The following is a 15,961-nucleotide window of genomic DNA, read 5'->3' as shown; positions in this document are numbered from 1 at the left end:
CATGGGGCGTTGTTATGAATTTAAAGACCTTTGTCTCGATAACGGTGATGTCGCTTGCTCTATCACTGAACGGCGTTGCGGCACCGGCCCGCGCCGATGATGGCAACGACCAGCATGGCCATGGCCGCAAGCCGCGGCGGGTGGTGCTGATCTCGCTCGACGGTGCCAAGCCCGACTTCATTCAGAAATTTATCAAAGAGGGCGTGCTGCCGCGTGACGGCGGCCTGGCGTGGCTGAGCCATCATGGCGCGATTGCGGAGCAGAACGTGACTGCCTCGCCGTCGCTCACGGCAGTGTCGCACATCGAGATCGCCACCGGCTCGACGGCCGTTCATAACGACATTCCCTCGAACACTTTCCAGGCGATCGTCGCGCCGATCTCATCAAGCATCAGCGGCTTCGGGGCGCCGATCGGCGGCTATCGCCTGAGCCCGCTCGGTCCTACGTCGCAGCCGACAGCCGTGCCGCTGTGGGTACAGCTGCGTCAGCAGGGCAAGAAGGTGATCACCGCGACGTGGCCGGGCAGCGACGGCGCCGACATCTCCATCAACAACACGGTCGTGCAGTCAGCCCAGCCGACCCGCGTCACCGACTACACCGTGCCATTCGGGGCGTTTGGCGGCATCGGGGCGCGGGGCTTTTCGCTGTCCCAGGCCGACTTCGCGCCCGATCCTGCGATCGCCGCGGCGCTCCAGGTGGCTGGCCACTTCTCGTTCAGCCCGGTGCTGGCGACGCCGACGGCGATCGAGACGCTCTCGTGCGCGTCGGCACCGACCGCGACCTGCACCAATGCCGCCACGTTCGACGTCAAGTATGCGATCCGGGTGGCGGCGCTCGATACCACCAATGACAACACGGTGAACTACGATACCCTGGTGTTCTTCGACACGACTGGCGGCATCACGGCAGGACCTTTCCACGCGCCGTCGACCGGACCGGCCTACGCCAAGGTCGGCAGCGCGAATGCGCCGTTCTTCTTCGAGGGCAGCGGGGCCAAGGTCGGTGCCGCATACTTCGTCTCGGCGCTTGCGCCCGATCTGTCGGTCGTGCGCTTTGCCCGCTACGGCGCCAACTTCATCCCGCGCAACGCGGCGGTGCTGGCCGATGTTGACGACATTAACAACAATATCGGGTTCTGGCGTCCGCAGGCCGACTTCCGCATTCCGGAGCGGCTGAGTCCGGGCTTCACCAACTTCCCCGATACCGAGATCGAGGCGATGTATGAGGACATGGTGAAGACCTTCGTGCGCTACCAGGCGAACATCGCCGAGCACGCGATCCGCAAGCATCCCGACGCCGACCTGGTGATGGTCTACATCGAGCAGCCCGACGGCTCCGAGCACCAGTTCCTGCTCACCGACAGCCGCCAGGGCACCAGCTCGACCGACCCGAACTCGATCGGCGACAACCAGGATCCCGCCAAGGTCGCGCGGTACGCGTCCTACATCCGCTTCGCCTATCAGACCGCCGACGCGGCGGTGAAGCGGATCATCGATGCTGCGGGCCGTGACAGCAACATCTTCGTGGTGTCGGATCACGGCTTCGCACCGTTCCACACCTCGGTGAGCATGACCAACATTTTGCACAATGCCGGCATCGACACCAGCAAGGTGGCGATCCGCACCTCGGGGCCGGCGGTCAATATCTACGTCAATCTGCAGAACCGCGAGCAGGGCGGCACCGTCGATCCGGCGACCTACAACGCGCTGGTGACGCAGATCGCCGACGCGGTGAAGAACGCGGTCGATCCCAACTCGCGGTTCAACTTTTCGCTTAGGAACGGGCGGATATTCACGGTGGTCGAAACCCGGCCGCTGCACTGCGAAGACGGTACCGGGCTGTGCACTAGCAAGACCATCAGCCAGGATTTTGGCGATGTGTTCGCGCTGATGGCTCCGGGCTACAACTTCGACGGCATCCAGAACCCCGGCGTCGCCCGCCTCGGTGATGCGCCATTCAATGCGGCGACGACCACGCTGTCGATGCCGAACTTCTACGGTGCCCATGGCCACGATCCCGAGCTGACGGAGATGAGCGCGACCTTCATCGCCGTCGGCCCGCAGATCCGCCCGAGGACCACGATCTCGCGCATGCGCAACGTCGACGTGGCGCCGACGATCATGCGGCTCCTCGATGTCAAGCCCCGCCAGGTCGACGGCGAGGTGCTGCAGGAAATCCTGCGCTGAAAAGCGGCGCGCGGGATCCTCATACTTGGCTGATGGGCGCTCACACGCGCCCATCGCAACTCTGGGAGTGGGGCGGGACTATCTCAGGCCATGGTCACGGCCAGCAACGGCGCTTGGGAAGGTGGGAAGGTCACGTGCTGACGCGTTCTTCTTCCGGGTCGGCGGGCGCGCGGGCTCGCCAACCTTTGGCAGTTGATCCGCTCCGCAAAGGCGGCTTCTTCATTTCGAAACGGCTACCAAGCTATCGAATTTGCTGCAAAGCATTTTGTCCGTTTTCGAAACGTGAGCTTTTTCGTTGAAAATCAAGCAGGTTTTGACTCCGCCGTTGCCAATTTCGGCCGGTCGCCTCAGCCAATCCGAAAGCATTGTGAAGATCAACGCGCGGGAGCAGAGTTTAGACCGCAGCCGGGACCAACGCCCGTCCCGAGGCCCCGGACGGCCATAAGAATTCGCTATGGCGGCAGACTACAGTCGTGCTTCCCCTGTCATCAAACGTAAATCTATTTTTTGCCGTCGGCCGCAACAAAAAATTCCAAGGGCAAGACCACTGAAGTGGCGGGGTTCGCGGTCGCATCATTTGGTAGCAGCAGCGGAGCGGGGAAATGACGATCGAGTTGAGCCGACGTGGGTTTTGCATCGGAGCCGCGCTGATTGGACTCCAGACCGCTTCCTCCGGCGCCTTTGCAGCGCGAAGCGAAGATGGCGCGGTCAGGCTGGGTCTCGTCGCGCCGATGAGCGGCCCGAACGCCCGGTACGGGGCCTTTTCGCTGCGCGGCGCCCAGATGGCTGCAAAGGAAATCAACGATGCGGGCGGCGTGGGCGGACGCAAGATCAATGTCATGCCGGGGGACAGCCAGGGCACGCCGGTCGAGGGTGTCTCGGCGACCCGCCGTCTGATCGATCAGGATCAGGTCGACTTCATTATTGGCGACGTCTCGAGTTCCGTGACGCTGGCCATGCAGCCGGTCGTCGAGGACGCCGGCGTCCTGCTTCTCAACGCGGCCTCGTCCAACCCGATGATCACCTACAAGGCGGGCGTCGGTGGCTTCAAATGGACCTTCCGTAACTATCCGACCGACGAGAACCGCTCACTGCTCGTGCTGCAATACGCGGCCGAGAAGAAGGGATACACCAAATACGCCGTGCTCTCGGTCGACAGCGACTACGGCCGCGCCGCCATTCAGTTCACCAAGAAATACCTGCCGCGCTTCAAGAGCGAGATCCTGACGGAAGACTATTACAAGGAGGGCGAGGTGGATTTCCGCAGCGTGCTCTCCAAGATCCGCGATTCCGGCGCTCAGGCCATCATCATGTACGGCAATGCCGATTCCGCGCCCATCGTCGGGCGCCAGATGATTGAAGTCGGGATCGCAGGCAAGATCCCGTTGATCGGCAATGCCGAGTTCAATACCGCGAGCACCATCAAGGCCGCGCCGAAGGCGATGGAGGGGGCGATCGAGGCCGCAGCCTGGCTTCCGGGGTACGACTCTCCGAAGAGCAAGGCCTTCGTCGAGAAGTTCACGGCCGAATACCGCGAGGCTCCCAACAATCACGCTTACGTGCATTGGGAGACGGTGCACCTGCTCGCCAAGGCGATCGAGCAGGCCAAGAGCATCGATCGCGAGAAAGTCCGGGCCGCACTCTCCGGCATCCACTATGATAGCGCGGTCGGCGAGGTCTCCTTCGACGATCACAACCAGGCGCGCCTGCCGATGATCCTAGTCGAGATCGAGGGCGGCAAGCCCGTGATCAAGGGCGCCTACAAGGCCGAGATTGACTATCCCAAGTAAGCCCGCGAAACGGTGGCCCCATGTTCTACACGATCATCGAACAGGTCGTTAACGGCATCGTTTCCGGATCGGTCTACGCGATCGTTGCCGTCGGCATGACGATGATCTTCGGCGTCCTGCGAGCCATCAATTTCGCCCACGGCGAATACTACATGCTCGGGACCTTCGGGGCCTGGTTCGCGATAGACTATTTCGATCTGCCCTATCCGGTCGCGGTCGTGATCGGCGTGGTTGCGACGGCGGTCATCGCCGTCGTGGTCGGCAACTTCGTGATGCAGCGGATAGTAGGCGCGCCGGCCGAAGCCGGCGTTCTCGCCACGCTCGGCGTCGCGCTGATCCTGCAGAACACGGTCATCCTGCTGTTCGGCGGCAGCTACAAGTTCTTCTCCGGCGGTTACATCGAGCCGGTGAGCGTTCTTGGCTTCACCCTGGCCGAACAGCGTATTCTGATCATCATCGTCGGTCTGATCGTGTTCGTCGGGCTCGAGTTGATGGTCACCTACAGCCGGATGGGCAAGGCCATGCGCGCGGTCTCCCAGAACATCGAGTGCTGCGCGGTGGTGGGTATCGATGTTCGCCACATCGCGCTGTGGACGTTCATCCTCGGAGCCTGTCTTGCCGCGCTTTCGGGCGTGCTGACGGCGCCGGTGAACGTGAGCGTCTACGGCGGCATGGGCGAGCTGATCACCTTCAAGACGCTGCCGATCATCATCATGGGTGGGCTCGGCAACGTGCGCGGCACGTTCGTCGCCGCCATGATCCTTGGTATCGCCGAGAGCCTGGTCGCCACCTATGTCGGCCTGCAATTCCGCGACACGGTCGGCTTTGCGACCCTGATGCTGATCTTGATGTGGCGTCCCCACGGGCTCTTTTCCGCGCAGGCGCGCTTCTAGATCGGGGGTGATGACAGGTGAGCGAGATCGCCCGAGAGCCGAACATGACGCCCGCTGAACTCTCAGCCGCGACGACGGGACGGGATCTCCGCCTTCCCGTCGGTCTCGCGCTCGCGGCGCTGACCTGTGTCGCGCCGCTATTTCTCGGCAACTATCCGTTGCACGCGATGATCATCGCGCTGATCTTCCTGTTGCCGGCGCACGGGCTCAACCTGCTGCTCGGCTATACCGGGCTGCTGTCGCTGGCGCAAGCCGCCTTCTTCGGCATCGGCGCCTACACGTCCGCGCTGCTCGCGGTGCATTTCGGCACACCTTTCTATGTGAACTTCCTGGCCGCGGGACTTGCGGCCGGTGCCATTGCGCTGCCGCTCGGCATTCCGGCGCTACGGCTGCGCGCGACGTCGTTCGTGATGTGCACGCTGGGTTTCGTCATCATCGGCCAAGCCATCGCCAAGAACTGGATCAGCCTGACGCGCGGCGACATGGGGTTGGCGGCCATTCCCAAGCCCTACTTTGCGCTGGGGCCGGCTTCGTTCACCGTCTCCGGCACGGTCGGCTTCTATTATCTGGTCCTGGCCATCGCCGCGATTGCCACGCTGCTCGCCTACCTCATCGTTCGCTCGCCGGCGGGGCGGAACATGATCGCGATCCGCGAGAACGAAACGCTGGCTGAATCCGTCGGCATCCCGACCTGGCACTACAAGCTGGTCGTGTTCATGATCAGCGCCGCCTTCGCCGGCCTCGGTGGCAGTCTCTATGCGCACTACCTGACCGTCGTCAGCCCGCTCACCTTCCAGATGTACTATTCGACGACGATGCTGATCATCGTGCTCGGCGGCGGGGCGGGGACCATTTCGGGCGTCATCTTCGGCAGCCTGCTGTTCGTCGGGCTCACGGAAGCACTTCGCGTGACGCCGGAGCTGCGCATGATCGCCTATGGCTTCTTCCTGCTCGGGCTCGTCTTCTGGTTTCCGAGCGGGTTCGCGCCGCTCATCGGCCGTTTCTGGTCCTTCCTCGAGAGGCGCAAATGACCGGGCTCCCGATCCTCGACATCTCCGGCCTCTGCAAGTCTTACGGCGCCATTCGTGCGGTCGACGGGGTCGACCTTCACGTGGACCGCGGAGAGATTTGCGGACTCATCGGCCCAAACGGCTCCGGCAAGTCCACCTTCTTCGATTGCGTGACGGGGCTCGCCAAGCCCAACGCGGGGGCGGTGAAGCTCGATGGTCAGGACATCACGGGCTGTTCGCTGAACGACATCGCCCGCGAAGGTCGCATGCTGCGCTCGTTCCAGAAGACGGTGGTATTCGGCGCGCTGGACGTCGAGGAGAATCTCGTCATCGCCGGCCAGATGTTCACCTTCCCCGGCATCTGGTCGACCTTCGGCGTCGGATCCGCGGCCCGCAATCGAGTCGCGGCGCTGCGGGAGCGCGCGCGAGAGCTGATCAAGATCGCCGGCCTCTGGGACGTGCGATTCCAGCTGGCGGGTAAGCTGTCGGGCGGTCAGCAGAAGCTGATCCAGTTCGCCTCCATGCTAATGCCGGAGCCAAAACTCATTCTGCTCGATGAGCCGATGGCCGGTATCAATCCGAAGCTAATCGAGCGCGTGGTCGAGAGCATCCGTCTCGCCAACACCTCCTTCGGCGTCAGTTTTCTCATCATCGAGCACAATATCGACGTGGTGACGAGCCTCTGCAAGCGCGTCGTCGTGCTCGACCAGGGGCGCAAACTTGCGGAAGGCACGCCGGACGACATCGTCCAGAACCAGGCGGTCCGGGAGGCCTATCTCGGTGGCTGAACCCTCACTCTCGATCAAGGGATTGCGCGCCGGCTACGGCTTGCTCGACATCCTCAACGGCGTCGATCTCGACGTTCCCCAGGGGCAGTTCGTGGCGCTAATGGGCCCGAACGGCGCCGGCAAGTCGACGCTCTTGAAGACGCTCTATGGCATGACGACCATCAAGGGCGGCAGCATCAACTGGCGTGGCAAGGAGATCACATCCTACAAGTCGCGCGCGATCCTGGCGGAGGGCATTTCGTGGGTGCCGCAGGGGCGCTGCAACTTTCCCGTGATGACCGTGGACGAAAATCTCCAGATGGCCGCCTATACGTTGCGTGACAGTCAGGTGAGGGCCGAGCGGGACTATGTCTACGACCTGTTCCCGATCCTGAAGACACGACGCAATACGCTCGCCGGAAATATGTCCGGCGGCGAGCAGCAATTGCTGGAGGTGGCCATGGCCGTGCTTCAGCGCCCCAAGATTCTGCTGGTCGACGAGCCGTCCGTGGGACTTTCGCCGAGCGCTATCGGGATTGTCTTCGACGAGCTGCTCCGCATCAACGCGAGCGGTCAGACCATCCTGCTCGTCGAGCAGAACACCAAGAAGGCCATGGAGGTCGCCCAGCGCGCCGTCATCCTGCGCCTCGGCAAGGTGATCTGGGACGGCAGGCCTGCGGATATCACCCACGACGAGCTCGGCGAGCTGTTCCTCACGGGCCGCATGCGCGGCGAAATCGAGGTCGAGCACTAGAATTCACGGCGTTCGCCGCGAGCGGGCGCGGACACATTCGAAACCCAAAGGACGACCAAAGTGACGATTTTCGTGCCGGCTGCGCGCGTCTCGCGCATCAAGATCTCCCCCACGACGGCAGCTTCCGCGCGGGTTCGCGAGCTGAAGGCGGCCGGACGCGACATCATCGACATGGCGATCGGCGAGCCGGATTTCGACACGCCCGATCACGTCAAGACAGCGGCGCATGAGGCGATCGACCGCGGAGAGACGAAATACACCGCGGTGAACGGCACCGTCGCGCTGCGCAAGGCGATCGTCGCCGACTACAAGCGGCGCCTTGGATTGGAATACGCAGACAACGAGATCTGCGTCGGCGGCGGCGCGAAGCAGATCCTGTTTCTTGCGCTGATGGCGAGCGTGGAGGAGGGGACGGAAGTCATCATCCCCGCACCCTATTGGGTCTCCTATCCCGACATGGTCATTGCCAACGATGGCAAGCCGGTCATCGTGCGCTGCTCCGAAAACCAAGGCTTCAAGCTGACGGCGGAGGCGCTCGAGGCCGCCATCACGCCGAAAACCCGCTGGCTGATCCTCAATGCGCCCTCCAATCCGACGGGCGCGGCGTATTCGCGATCGGACCTGCAGGCGCTCGGCGAAGTGCTGCTGCGCCATCCGAATGTGATGGTGCTCTCCGACGACATCTATGACCAGATCTGGTACCGCGACGAGCCGGCAACCACGTTGGCGGCTGCCGTCCCCGCCCTGAAGGAACGCGTTCTGCTCGCCAACGGTGTCTCCAAGACCTATGCCATGACCGGATGGCGGATCGGCTACGCCGCGGGCCCGGCGCCTTTGATTGCCGCGATCAACAAGCTGCAGTCGCAGATCTCGTCTTGCCCCTCATCGATCAGCCAGGCGGCTGCCGCCCATGCGCTCACCAGCGACCAATCGTTCGTGCGCAATAGCGTCAAGCTCTACAGGGAACGTCGCGACTACGCGTGCGCACGGCTGAATGCGATCCCAGGCCTGTCCTGTCTCGTGCCGGATGGGGCGTTCTATCTCTATCCCGGATGCGCCGGGGTCATCGGCAAGACCACGCCGGACGGCAAGGTGATCAAGAACGATCTCGATTTCGTGCTCTATCTGCTAGACGACGTCGGCGTGGCGGCCGTGCAGGGCACGGCTTACGGGCTCTCGCCGTATTTCCGTTTGTCGATTGCGACCTCGATGGAGGCGATCAAGGAAGCCTGCGACCGCATCGAGAAGGCCTGCAAGGCGCTATCCTGAGCGCGGGGCGCGCGGCTGCATCCGAAAACCGGGCCGTATCGGCAAGAATCTCATTGAAATCAATAGGCTAGATAAAGGATAGTGCCGCTCCAGACTGTTTTTTCAGGACCAGCGTTCGGCCCCTATGAGCGTCGATTTCAGGAAGCTGAAGAGCTTTGTCAAAGTCGTTGACGCCGGCAGCGTTTCGCGCGCCGCCGGCCTATTGCGGACCGCACAGCCGGCGCTGTCGCAGCAGATCGCTGCTCTTGAAAGCCATTTCAAGCACAAGCTGCTTCTGCGCAGCAATCACGGCATCGTCCCGACCGAAGCGGGGCTCATTCTCTATCGCCATGCCCAACTGCTCCTGAAGCAGATCGAGCAGGCCCAGATCGACATCGATCAATCAACCAAGGCGTTGGCCGGGCGCGTTTCCATCGGTCTCGCGACCTATTCGGCATCGAGCACGTTGTCGCTGCCGATCCTGAAGGAGATGTCGGCGCTGCATCCGCAGATCATCGTCCATATCAACGATAGTTTCGGCCATGTGCTCAGCGAGCTCATCATGACCGGCAAGATGGATATGGCCATGATCTACGGCTCCGGTCCCATCAAGGGCGTCAAGCTTCAGCCGTTGTTTCGGGAGGAGCTGTATTTGGTCTCCCGAGTTGATCCGACGGTGAAGAAGCAGGCGGATGAGCCGCTCCCGCTTTCGGCGCTCGCCGACGTCAAGTTGCTGCTGCCGAGCCAGGGCCATTTCCTCCGACGCCTGATCGACGAATCGCTGGCGCGGGCGCGGGTGACGCCGAATGTCGCCTCGGAAATCGAATCCGTGTCGGCGCTCGGAGCGGCGGTCACCGAAGGGCTTGGCTCGACCATCCTGCCGGCGTCCGTGGCCGCCAGCGCATCGAGCTTTGGCAGCATTGAGGTCCGGAGGCTCGTTCGTCCCGCCATCGAGGCGACCGTTTCGTTGTGTGTGTCCGATCACCTTCCGCTCTCGGAGCCCGCCTTGGCGACGCGATCCGTGCTTCTCACGGTCGTGGAAAAGTTGATGCGCAGCCATCCGCAGGGCATTCGCTCCGTCTAAACGGAAAATCCATTTGGGCTCCCTCGGCTATTGTCGCCTCTCCGCGGCCGAACGTTGCTGTGCCTACGCCATAAGCAAAACCTATGGCGGCAGACCGGAGTTATGTTGGCCAGCAGCGGGTGCATTTCCTACCCTCACAGCCATCGTCGAAGCCGGCGTTCTCGATTCACGTCTTGATCGTACGGTTCAGCAGACAGATCGGAAATCCCCGTCATCTGCACGACGATCGCTTCGAGGAAAAAGATGGCCAAGCTCGCATTCGATACCGGAGGAACGTTTACAGATTTCGCATTGCTTGACGACCAAGGCGAACTGCATCTCCACAAGGTGCTGAGCACGCCGAATAATCCTGCCGAAGCCGTCGTTCGCGGTGTGACCGAATTGCTCGAGCAGTTTGGCGACGTGGTCGATCTCGGCAAGCTCCAGGTGTTGGGGGCGACCACGGTGGTCACCAATGCCGTGCTGGAGCGCAAAGGTGTCAAGACCGGGTTCATCTCGACGGCCGGCTTCCAGGACATGCTGCGCATCCGCAACGAGGGGCGCTATGACCTCTACGACCTGAACCTCAAGTATCCCGATCCGCTGATCACACGCGCCCACAGCTTTGGCGCGGTGGAACGCATCACGGCGAATGGCGAGGTCATAACGGCGCTGAAGGAGGAGACCGTCCGCGAGATCGCCGGCCGGCTGCGCGACGAAGGCATCAAGTCCGTCGCCGTGTGCCTGCTCCATGCCTACAAATATCCGGCGCACGAGCAGCGCATCGCGGCGCTGCTTCGGGAAGAAAACCCCGACGTCTTCGTGTCGCTGTCCTCGGACGTCTGCCCGGAGGTTCGCGAGTTCGATCGGGCCTCGACTACCGTGATCAACGCCTATACGCGCCCGCAGATGTCGGGCCATGTCGCACACCTTGAGCGCGAATTTGCTGCGAAAGGTATCGATCGCCAGGTGCTCTGGATGACCTCGTCGGGTGGTCTCGTACCGAGTCATCGTGCCGCCGAGTTGCCGGTTCGCCTGATTGAATCGGGGCCGGCCGCCGGTGCCGTTGCGGCGGCACAGTTCGGTCGCATCGCAGGCGAGGGCAGCGTGCTGTCCTTCGACATGGGCGGCACCACCGCCAAATTGTGCCTGATCCCCAACGGCGAGCCGACGGTCGGGACGGACCTCGAGGTCGCGCACTATCATCGCTTCCGCAAGGGTTCGGGCTTTCCGCTGAAAATCCAGTCGATCCGCATGATCGAGATCGGCGCCGGTGGTGGCTCGATCGCCGCGAAGAATCCGCTTGGCCTCCTCGACGTCGGTCCGCGCTCGGCGGGCGCGCTCCCGGGACCCGCCGCCTATCAGCGCGGCGGCACCGAGCCGACCGTCACCGACGCCGATATTCTGCTCGGCTACATGGGTACCGAATCCTTCGTCGGCGGCTCGTTCAAGGTCTCCAAGGACGCGGCGCAGACGACCATGGCGAAGCTCGCGGCTTCCCTGGACGTCAGCGTTGCCCGCTGCGCCTGGGGCATTCACGACCTCGTCAATGAATCGATGAGCAAAGCCGCGGCCGTTCATGCGACCGATCTCGGCGTCGATCCGCGCAGCCTGCCGATGGTCGCCTTCGGCGGCGCGGGTCCCGTTCACGCCTATGGCATCGCGCGCAAGCTCGGCATCAAGCGCATCATCTGTCCGACGGGTGCCGGCGTCACCTCGGCGATCGGCCTGCTCATAGCGCCGGTCGCGGTCGACCTTTCGGCGAGCTTCCCGATGCAGGTCGATAACTGGGATTTCGACGCGATGGATCGGCTGCTCGGGGACCTCGCGGCGCAAGGCGCCGAAGTCGTCAGCGCCGCCGGCGTTGCGATGGAGACGATCAACAACACTTATACTGTTGATATGCGCCATGTCGGCCAGGGGCATGAGATCACGGTGGCCTTGCCGGATCGCAGCCTGCCGTCGAACGAATTTCTCGGTCAACTCCTCGACAATTTCTACAAACTGTATCGCGAGCTGTTCGGCCGGACTGTTGCGGGCTCCTCTGTCGAGGTCATCACGTGGCGCCTGCGCTCGAGCGGAGAGAAGGATCAGGTCGCCCGGCCGCATAGCAGGCAGACTGCGGAGGCCAGGAAGGGCACGCGCTCCGTCTACTTCAACGAGCTCGGCGGCTATACCGATACGCCGGTCTATGATCATTACAAACTGCCAGCCGGCCTGGAAATCCAGGGTCCCGCCATCGTCGAGCAGCGTGAGTCGACCGCGGTCGTGGGACCGAGTGGCGCCGCTCACGTCGACATCAACGGCAATCTCGTGATCAACATCGCCTAAGGACGACGCCTCATGTCCGTGAACGCCGCCGACTTCAACGATCCCATCAACCTCCAGGTGATGTGGAACAGGTTGATCTTCATCGCAGACCAGGCCGACATCGTGCTCGGCCGGACCGCGTTCTCGCCGATCGTGCGCGAGAACCACGACTACGTGACCGTGCTGATGGACAGCCGTGGCCGCGCACTCGCCCAATGCACCTGGTCGATTCCGGTGTTCATCTCATCGCTGCCGGTGGCCGCACAAAAGTACTTCCTGCCGAAGTTTCCGGCCGAGACCCTGCAGGAAGGCGACGTGCTCGCCACCAATGATCCCGAGATCGGCACGGGTCACCTCCCTGACGTGACGATGATCACGCCGATCTTCAAGAAGGGTAAGGTCGTGGCCTATGCCGGCTCGATCGCCCATCTGCCCGATATCGGCGGCGCTCCCTTGCATTCCGAAGCGAGCGACATCTTCGAGGAAGGCATACGCTTTCCGATCGTGAAGCTGCACAAGGCGGGCGTTCCCAACCAGGATGTGCTCGACATCATTGGGGCTTCCGTGCGCCTTCCGACCGAGGTGATAGGCGACCTGGAATCCATGATCGCTGCCAACAACGTCATGGGCCGCGAATTGCAGAAATTCCTCGACGAGTACGATCTCGACGGCATTGATGAGCTCGCGGACGCGATCCATTCTCGATCCGAGGCGCAGACCCGCAAGGCAATTCGGGAATGGCCGAACGGAACCTATACTGCAGAGGTCCTGCTCGACGGCTACGACACTGACGTGAAGCTCAAAGCGGCTGTCATCGTCCGCGACGATTCCATCCATGTCGACTACGCCGGGACGTCCGACCAGATCCTTCACTCGATCAATTGCCGGACCAATTATCGCTACGCCCATTCGGTCTACGCATTGAAATGCCTGCTCGATCCGGACACGCCGAACAACGAGGGGTGCATCACCCCGATTACCGACGAGGCGCCGCTTGGCTCGATCCTCAATCCGCAACAATGGACGGCGGGCAATTCGCGCAACCTGATTGGGCACGTCATTCCGTCGCTGATTTTCAAGGCGCTGGAGGGCGTGGTGCCGGGCAAGGTGATGGGCGACAGCGGCGGCGCGCCGATCTGGGCCGCCAACTGCGTCGGTCGGCGCGACGATGGTTCGCAATACGGCTCGGTGCAGAATTTCCACGGCGGGCAGGGTGCGCGTGCCGAATTCGACGGCCTCGATACGCTGAGCTTCCCGTCCAACTGCAAAGTCACGGCGATCGAGATGTTCGAGATTGCCGTGCCGGCGCTCACCGAGTGCAAGGAGCTGATCCCGGATTCCGGCGGAGCCGGAAAGACCCGCGGCGGTCTCGGCCAGCGCGTGGTGCTGCGCAACCTCGGTCGCAATCCCATGAACATTTATCTGGCGTCCGAGCGCGTGCGCCATCCCTGCTTTGGTGTCGTTGGCGGCCAGTCCGGCACTGCCGGCAAGGTGCACAAGAACGGTGAGCCACAGTTCCCCAAGGGCAGGGTCGTCCTGAAAACCGGCGATCGTCTCCAGGTCGAAACGCCCGGCGGCGGCGGGTGGGGCAAGACGTCCGAACGCAGTGCGGCATCGATCGAACTCGACCTCGCGGAAGGGTTGATTACGCCCGCGGCCGCGAGGCAGATTTACGGCTATCAACATTCAAGCCGGGCGGCGACGGCCGCCGAATAGGAGAGCCATGGGCCTGCTCGACGGAAAGATCGCACTCGTCACGGGTGCGGGAACGGGGATTGGGCGCGAGACCGCGATTCTGCTCGCCCAGGAAGGCGCGACGGTTGTCCTGACCGGGCGGCGTGTCGCGCCGCTGCAGGAGGTTGTGTCCGTGATCGAGAAGGTGGGCGGCAATGCCGTCGCTCGCGCGCTCGACGTTGCGTCGCGGGATGCGATCTTGGAAATCGTTGCCTGGGTCAAGGGCCATATCGGGTCGGTCGACATCCTCGTCAACAACGCCGGCAGTGCCAGCAAGGTGCCCAACGCGCGGTTCATCAGCGAGGCGGAGTGGAACGCTACGATCAACGTCAATCTTACCGCCGTGTTCAACCTGACGCAGGCCGTGCTGGAGGACATGATTGCCAGGAAGGAAGGCACGATCATCACGGTCTCCTCCCTGGCGGTCGTCAATCCGAACCTGCTCGGCGGAGCCGCCTACGGCGCGGCCAAGGCGGGCGTGAAGAACTTCATGACTTTCCTGCACAACACGTTTCGCAATCAGGGCATCCGTGCGACGACGATCCTCCCAGGCGAGACCGACACGCCGATCATGGATAATCGCGCCCGTGCGCCTTTGGATAGCGAACGCGCCGTGATGCTCAATCCGCACGACGTCGCGCGCGCGGTTCTGCTCTGCGCGAGCCTGCAAAAGGGCGCGATGATACCCGAGTTGCACATCTGCCCGACTTTCATGCGCGATACGTCCGCGGATATCGAGACGGCCCGCTGGGTCGGCGCGCCCGCGGGCCTCACCGACAAGCCGAAGAGCTAGAGAAGAGGATTCCCATGAACGGAGCCAAGTTGCGCGAGCGCCTTGCGAAGTGCGAGGCGGTCACCATGTTCACGCCGCATCACTCGTCCTCGGGACTGGCTGTCCGGCTGGTCGAGCTCGGAGCCGATGCCATCTTCCTCGATTGCGAGCACGGCACCTGGAGCTTTGAGGATGTGCGGGTCACGGCCCAAGCTATCCGCGGTGCCGGCGGCGCCGCGATCGTTCGCCCGCATTCCCATGAGCGGCCGGTCCTGATCCGCTATCTCAATGCCGGCGCCGACGGCCTGATGGTGCCGATGGTCGATACCGCAGACCAGGCGCGCGCGATCGTCGATGCGGTGCGCTATGCATGCCCGGCCGATCACGAGAGGCGGCTCGTCATTGCCATGATCGAGACGCCGAAGGCGATCGATGGCATCGACGAACTACTCGCGGTCGAAGGGATCGACGTGTTCTTCATCGGGCCCGGCGACCTCTCGCAGAACATGGGTTATCCGCCGGCGCCGCCGTTCGGGCAGCCGCGTCCGCAGGCCGTGATGGAGCGGGTTGCCTACGCCGTGAAGAAGATTCGCGCAGCGGGTAAGGTCGCTGGCACGCTCGTGACGTCGGACGAGTTGCCCTCCCTGCTCGAACAAGGTGTGCGGTATTTCTACATCCACTCCGACCCGTTCCTGCGTGTCGGTCTGGCCGGCATCAAGAAGTCGCTCGCTCGCTGAGTTCGGACGCCACACCCTGCTGTGAGAGAGAAGCCATGGCATTCGTATTGTTCAATCTCGCCGGGCGACGCGCGCTGGTTACGGGATCGGCGCAAGGGATTGGGCTTGCGATCGCGCGAGGGCTGGCCGAGCACGGCGCATCGGTCGTCCTGAATGACCGCGACCGCAATAAACTGGATGCGGCCGCGACGAGCATCAGAGCCGGCGGCCATGACGTCGCAGTCATAGCTCCGATGTAACCCGCGCCGAGGCCGTTCGCGGCGGGATCTCGCGCATTGAAGAGGCGATCGGGCCGATCGACATTCTCGTCAACAATGCCGGCTCCAGCACGTTGCTTACTGGTCGATGCCATTCATCTGAAGCTATCAAGCTAACTGTCATCACCTGGACCTGGTGATCAGCCTTGCTCCGGCGACGCTCCTGCTTGTCTGCAACAGCGATCAACTCGTGACGAAACCAAACTTGCCGGCGGCCGAGGGGATAACCAGCCAAGCTGCGCTTGCAATGTTTAGTAAATGGTGTTTCACTAAACAAATCGAGCCTGCCGGGCCTCTAGAATCCGGGTGGCGCGAGGAAACGCAAGTTTAGTTATTCAGCTCGTTACGGACTGTGTCGCTCTGCTCGAGGCATTCGAGCGGGTAGGAAAGCCGCGCCATGTCGATGGCCGGCCCACTCGGAGGGAACGTGTAATGAAACG

General features: G+C 62.8%; 12 protein-coding genes and 1 pseudogene. All 13 read left to right on the top strand.

Annotated elements, in window-relative coordinates; translation table 11 throughout:
* Positions 1–47: 47 nt before the first annotated feature.
* A complete protein-coding gene (locus tag ACR9YP_RS29745) occupies positions 48–2,186 on the top strand; it encodes an alkaline phosphatase family protein (protein WP_474217719.1) in 2,139 nt (712 codons plus the stop codon).
* A 602-nt stretch (positions 2,187–2,788) separates the two neighbouring features.
* Positions 2,789–3,976: an ABC transporter substrate-binding protein gene (locus tag ACR9YP_RS29740; protein WP_370986661.1), complete on the top strand. Its 1,188-nt coding sequence runs from the start codon at positions 2,789–2,791 to the stop codon at positions 3,974–3,976.
* 20 nt (positions 3,977–3,996) lie between these two features.
* Positions 3,997–4,869 (top strand): branched-chain amino acid ABC transporter permease, encoded by an 873-nt coding sequence (locus ACR9YP_RS29735; RefSeq protein WP_370986662.1) that lies wholly within the window; start codon positions 3,997–3,999, stop codon positions 4,867–4,869.
* A 44-nt stretch (positions 4,870–4,913) separates the two neighbouring features.
* Positions 4,914–5,900, top strand: coding sequence for a branched-chain amino acid ABC transporter permease (locus tag ACR9YP_RS29730; RefSeq protein WP_438110807.1), 987 nt, complete (start codon positions 4,914–4,916; stop codon positions 5,898–5,900).
* Positions 5,897–6,667 (top strand): ABC transporter ATP-binding protein, encoded by a 771-nt coding sequence (locus ACR9YP_RS29725; RefSeq protein ID WP_474217718.1) that lies wholly within the window; start codon positions 5,897–5,899, stop codon positions 6,665–6,667. The genes ACR9YP_RS29730 and ACR9YP_RS29725 overlap by 4 nt, the downstream gene beginning before the upstream one ends.
* Positions 6,660–7,400, top strand: a complete 741-nt coding sequence (locus ACR9YP_RS29720; protein WP_474217717.1) for a branched-chain amino acid ABC transporter ATP-binding protein — start codon at positions 6,660–6,662, stop codon at positions 7,398–7,400. The genes ACR9YP_RS29725 and ACR9YP_RS29720 overlap by 8 nt, the downstream gene beginning before the upstream one ends.
* 60 nt (positions 7,401–7,460) lie before the next feature.
* Positions 7,461–8,669: an aspartate transaminase gene (locus ACR9YP_RS29715; RefSeq protein WP_370986665.1), complete on the top strand. Its 1,209-nt coding sequence runs from the start codon at positions 7,461–7,463 to the stop codon at positions 8,667–8,669.
* Between the two features lie 124 nt (positions 8,670–8,793).
* Positions 8,794–9,732, top strand: a complete 939-nt coding sequence (gene nac, locus ACR9YP_RS29710; RefSeq protein WP_438109353.1) for a nitrogen assimilation transcriptional regulator NAC — start codon at positions 8,794–8,796, stop codon at positions 9,730–9,732.
* A 243-nt stretch (positions 9,733–9,975) separates the two neighbouring features.
* A complete protein-coding gene (locus tag ACR9YP_RS29705) occupies positions 9,976–12,042 on the top strand; it encodes a hydantoinase/oxoprolinase family protein (RefSeq protein WP_474217716.1) in 2,067 nt (688 codons plus the stop codon).
* A gap of 12 nt (positions 12,043–12,054) precedes the next feature.
* The gene (locus tag ACR9YP_RS29700) at positions 12,055–13,737 is read left to right on the top strand and encodes a hydantoinase B/oxoprolinase family protein (protein ID WP_438109351.1); all 1,683 of its coding nucleotides are present in this window, start codon (positions 12,055–12,057) and stop codon (positions 13,735–13,737) included.
* Positions 13,738–13,744: 7 nt separating this feature from the next.
* Complete coding sequence (locus ACR9YP_RS29695; RefSeq protein WP_438109350.1) at positions 13,745–14,548, top strand: SDR family NAD(P)-dependent oxidoreductase; 804 nt, start codon at positions 13,745–13,747, stop codon at positions 14,546–14,548.
* A gap of 14 nt (positions 14,549–14,562) precedes the next feature.
* Positions 14,563–15,264, top strand: a complete 702-nt coding sequence (locus ACR9YP_RS29690) for an HpcH/HpaI aldolase family protein (protein ID WP_474217715.1) — start codon at positions 14,563–14,565, stop codon at positions 15,262–15,264.
* 35 nt (positions 15,265–15,299) lie between these two features.
* A pseudogene (locus ACR9YP_RS29685) lies at positions 15,300–15,586 on the top strand (SDR family NAD(P)-dependent oxidoreductase); the annotation flags it as partial.
* Positions 15,587–15,961: the final 375 nt, after the last annotated feature.

The organism is Bradyrhizobium sp. BR14999 (genome assembly GCF_056106085.1).
The sequence above is the reverse complement of the archived record's forward strand: the minus strand, read 5'-3'. Positions and strand labels throughout refer to the sequence as shown.

Excerpts from the sequence above, each read along its gene's own strand:
- ACR9YP_RS29690 (WP_474217715.1), top strand. The coding sequence starts at position 14,563 with ATGAACGGAGCCAAGTTGCGCGAGCGCCTTGCGAAGTGCGAGGCGGTC.
- ACR9YP_RS29745 (WP_474217719.1), top strand. The coding sequence starts at position 48 with ATGTCGCTTGCTCTATCACTGAACGGCGTTGCGGCACCGGCCCGCGCC.
- ACR9YP_RS29735 (WP_370986662.1), top strand. The coding sequence starts at position 3,997 with ATGTTCTACACGATCATCGAACAGGTCGTTAACGGCATCGTTTCCGGA.
- ACR9YP_RS29740 (WP_370986661.1), top strand. The coding sequence starts at position 2,789 with ATGACGATCGAGTTGAGCCGACGTGGGTTTTGCATCGGAGCCGCGCTG.
- ACR9YP_RS29730 (WP_438110807.1), top strand. The coding sequence starts at position 4,914 with ATGACGCCCGCTGAACTCTCAGCCGCGACGACGGGACGGGATCTCCGC.
- nac (WP_438109353.1), top strand. The coding sequence starts at position 8,794 with ATGAGCGTCGATTTCAGGAAGCTGAAGAGCTTTGTCAAAGTCGTTGAC.
- ACR9YP_RS29695 (WP_438109350.1), top strand. The coding sequence starts at position 13,745 with ATGGGCCTGCTCGACGGAAAGATCGCACTCGTCACGGGTGCGGGAACG.
- ACR9YP_RS29705 (WP_474217716.1), top strand. The coding sequence starts at position 9,976 with ATGGCCAAGCTCGCATTCGATACCGGAGGAACGTTTACAGATTTCGCA.
- ACR9YP_RS29700 (WP_438109351.1), top strand. The coding sequence starts at position 12,055 with ATGTCCGTGAACGCCGCCGACTTCAACGATCCCATCAACCTCCAGGTG.
- ACR9YP_RS29725 (WP_474217718.1), top strand. The coding sequence starts at position 5,897 with ATGACCGGGCTCCCGATCCTCGACATCTCCGGCCTCTGCAAGTCTTAC.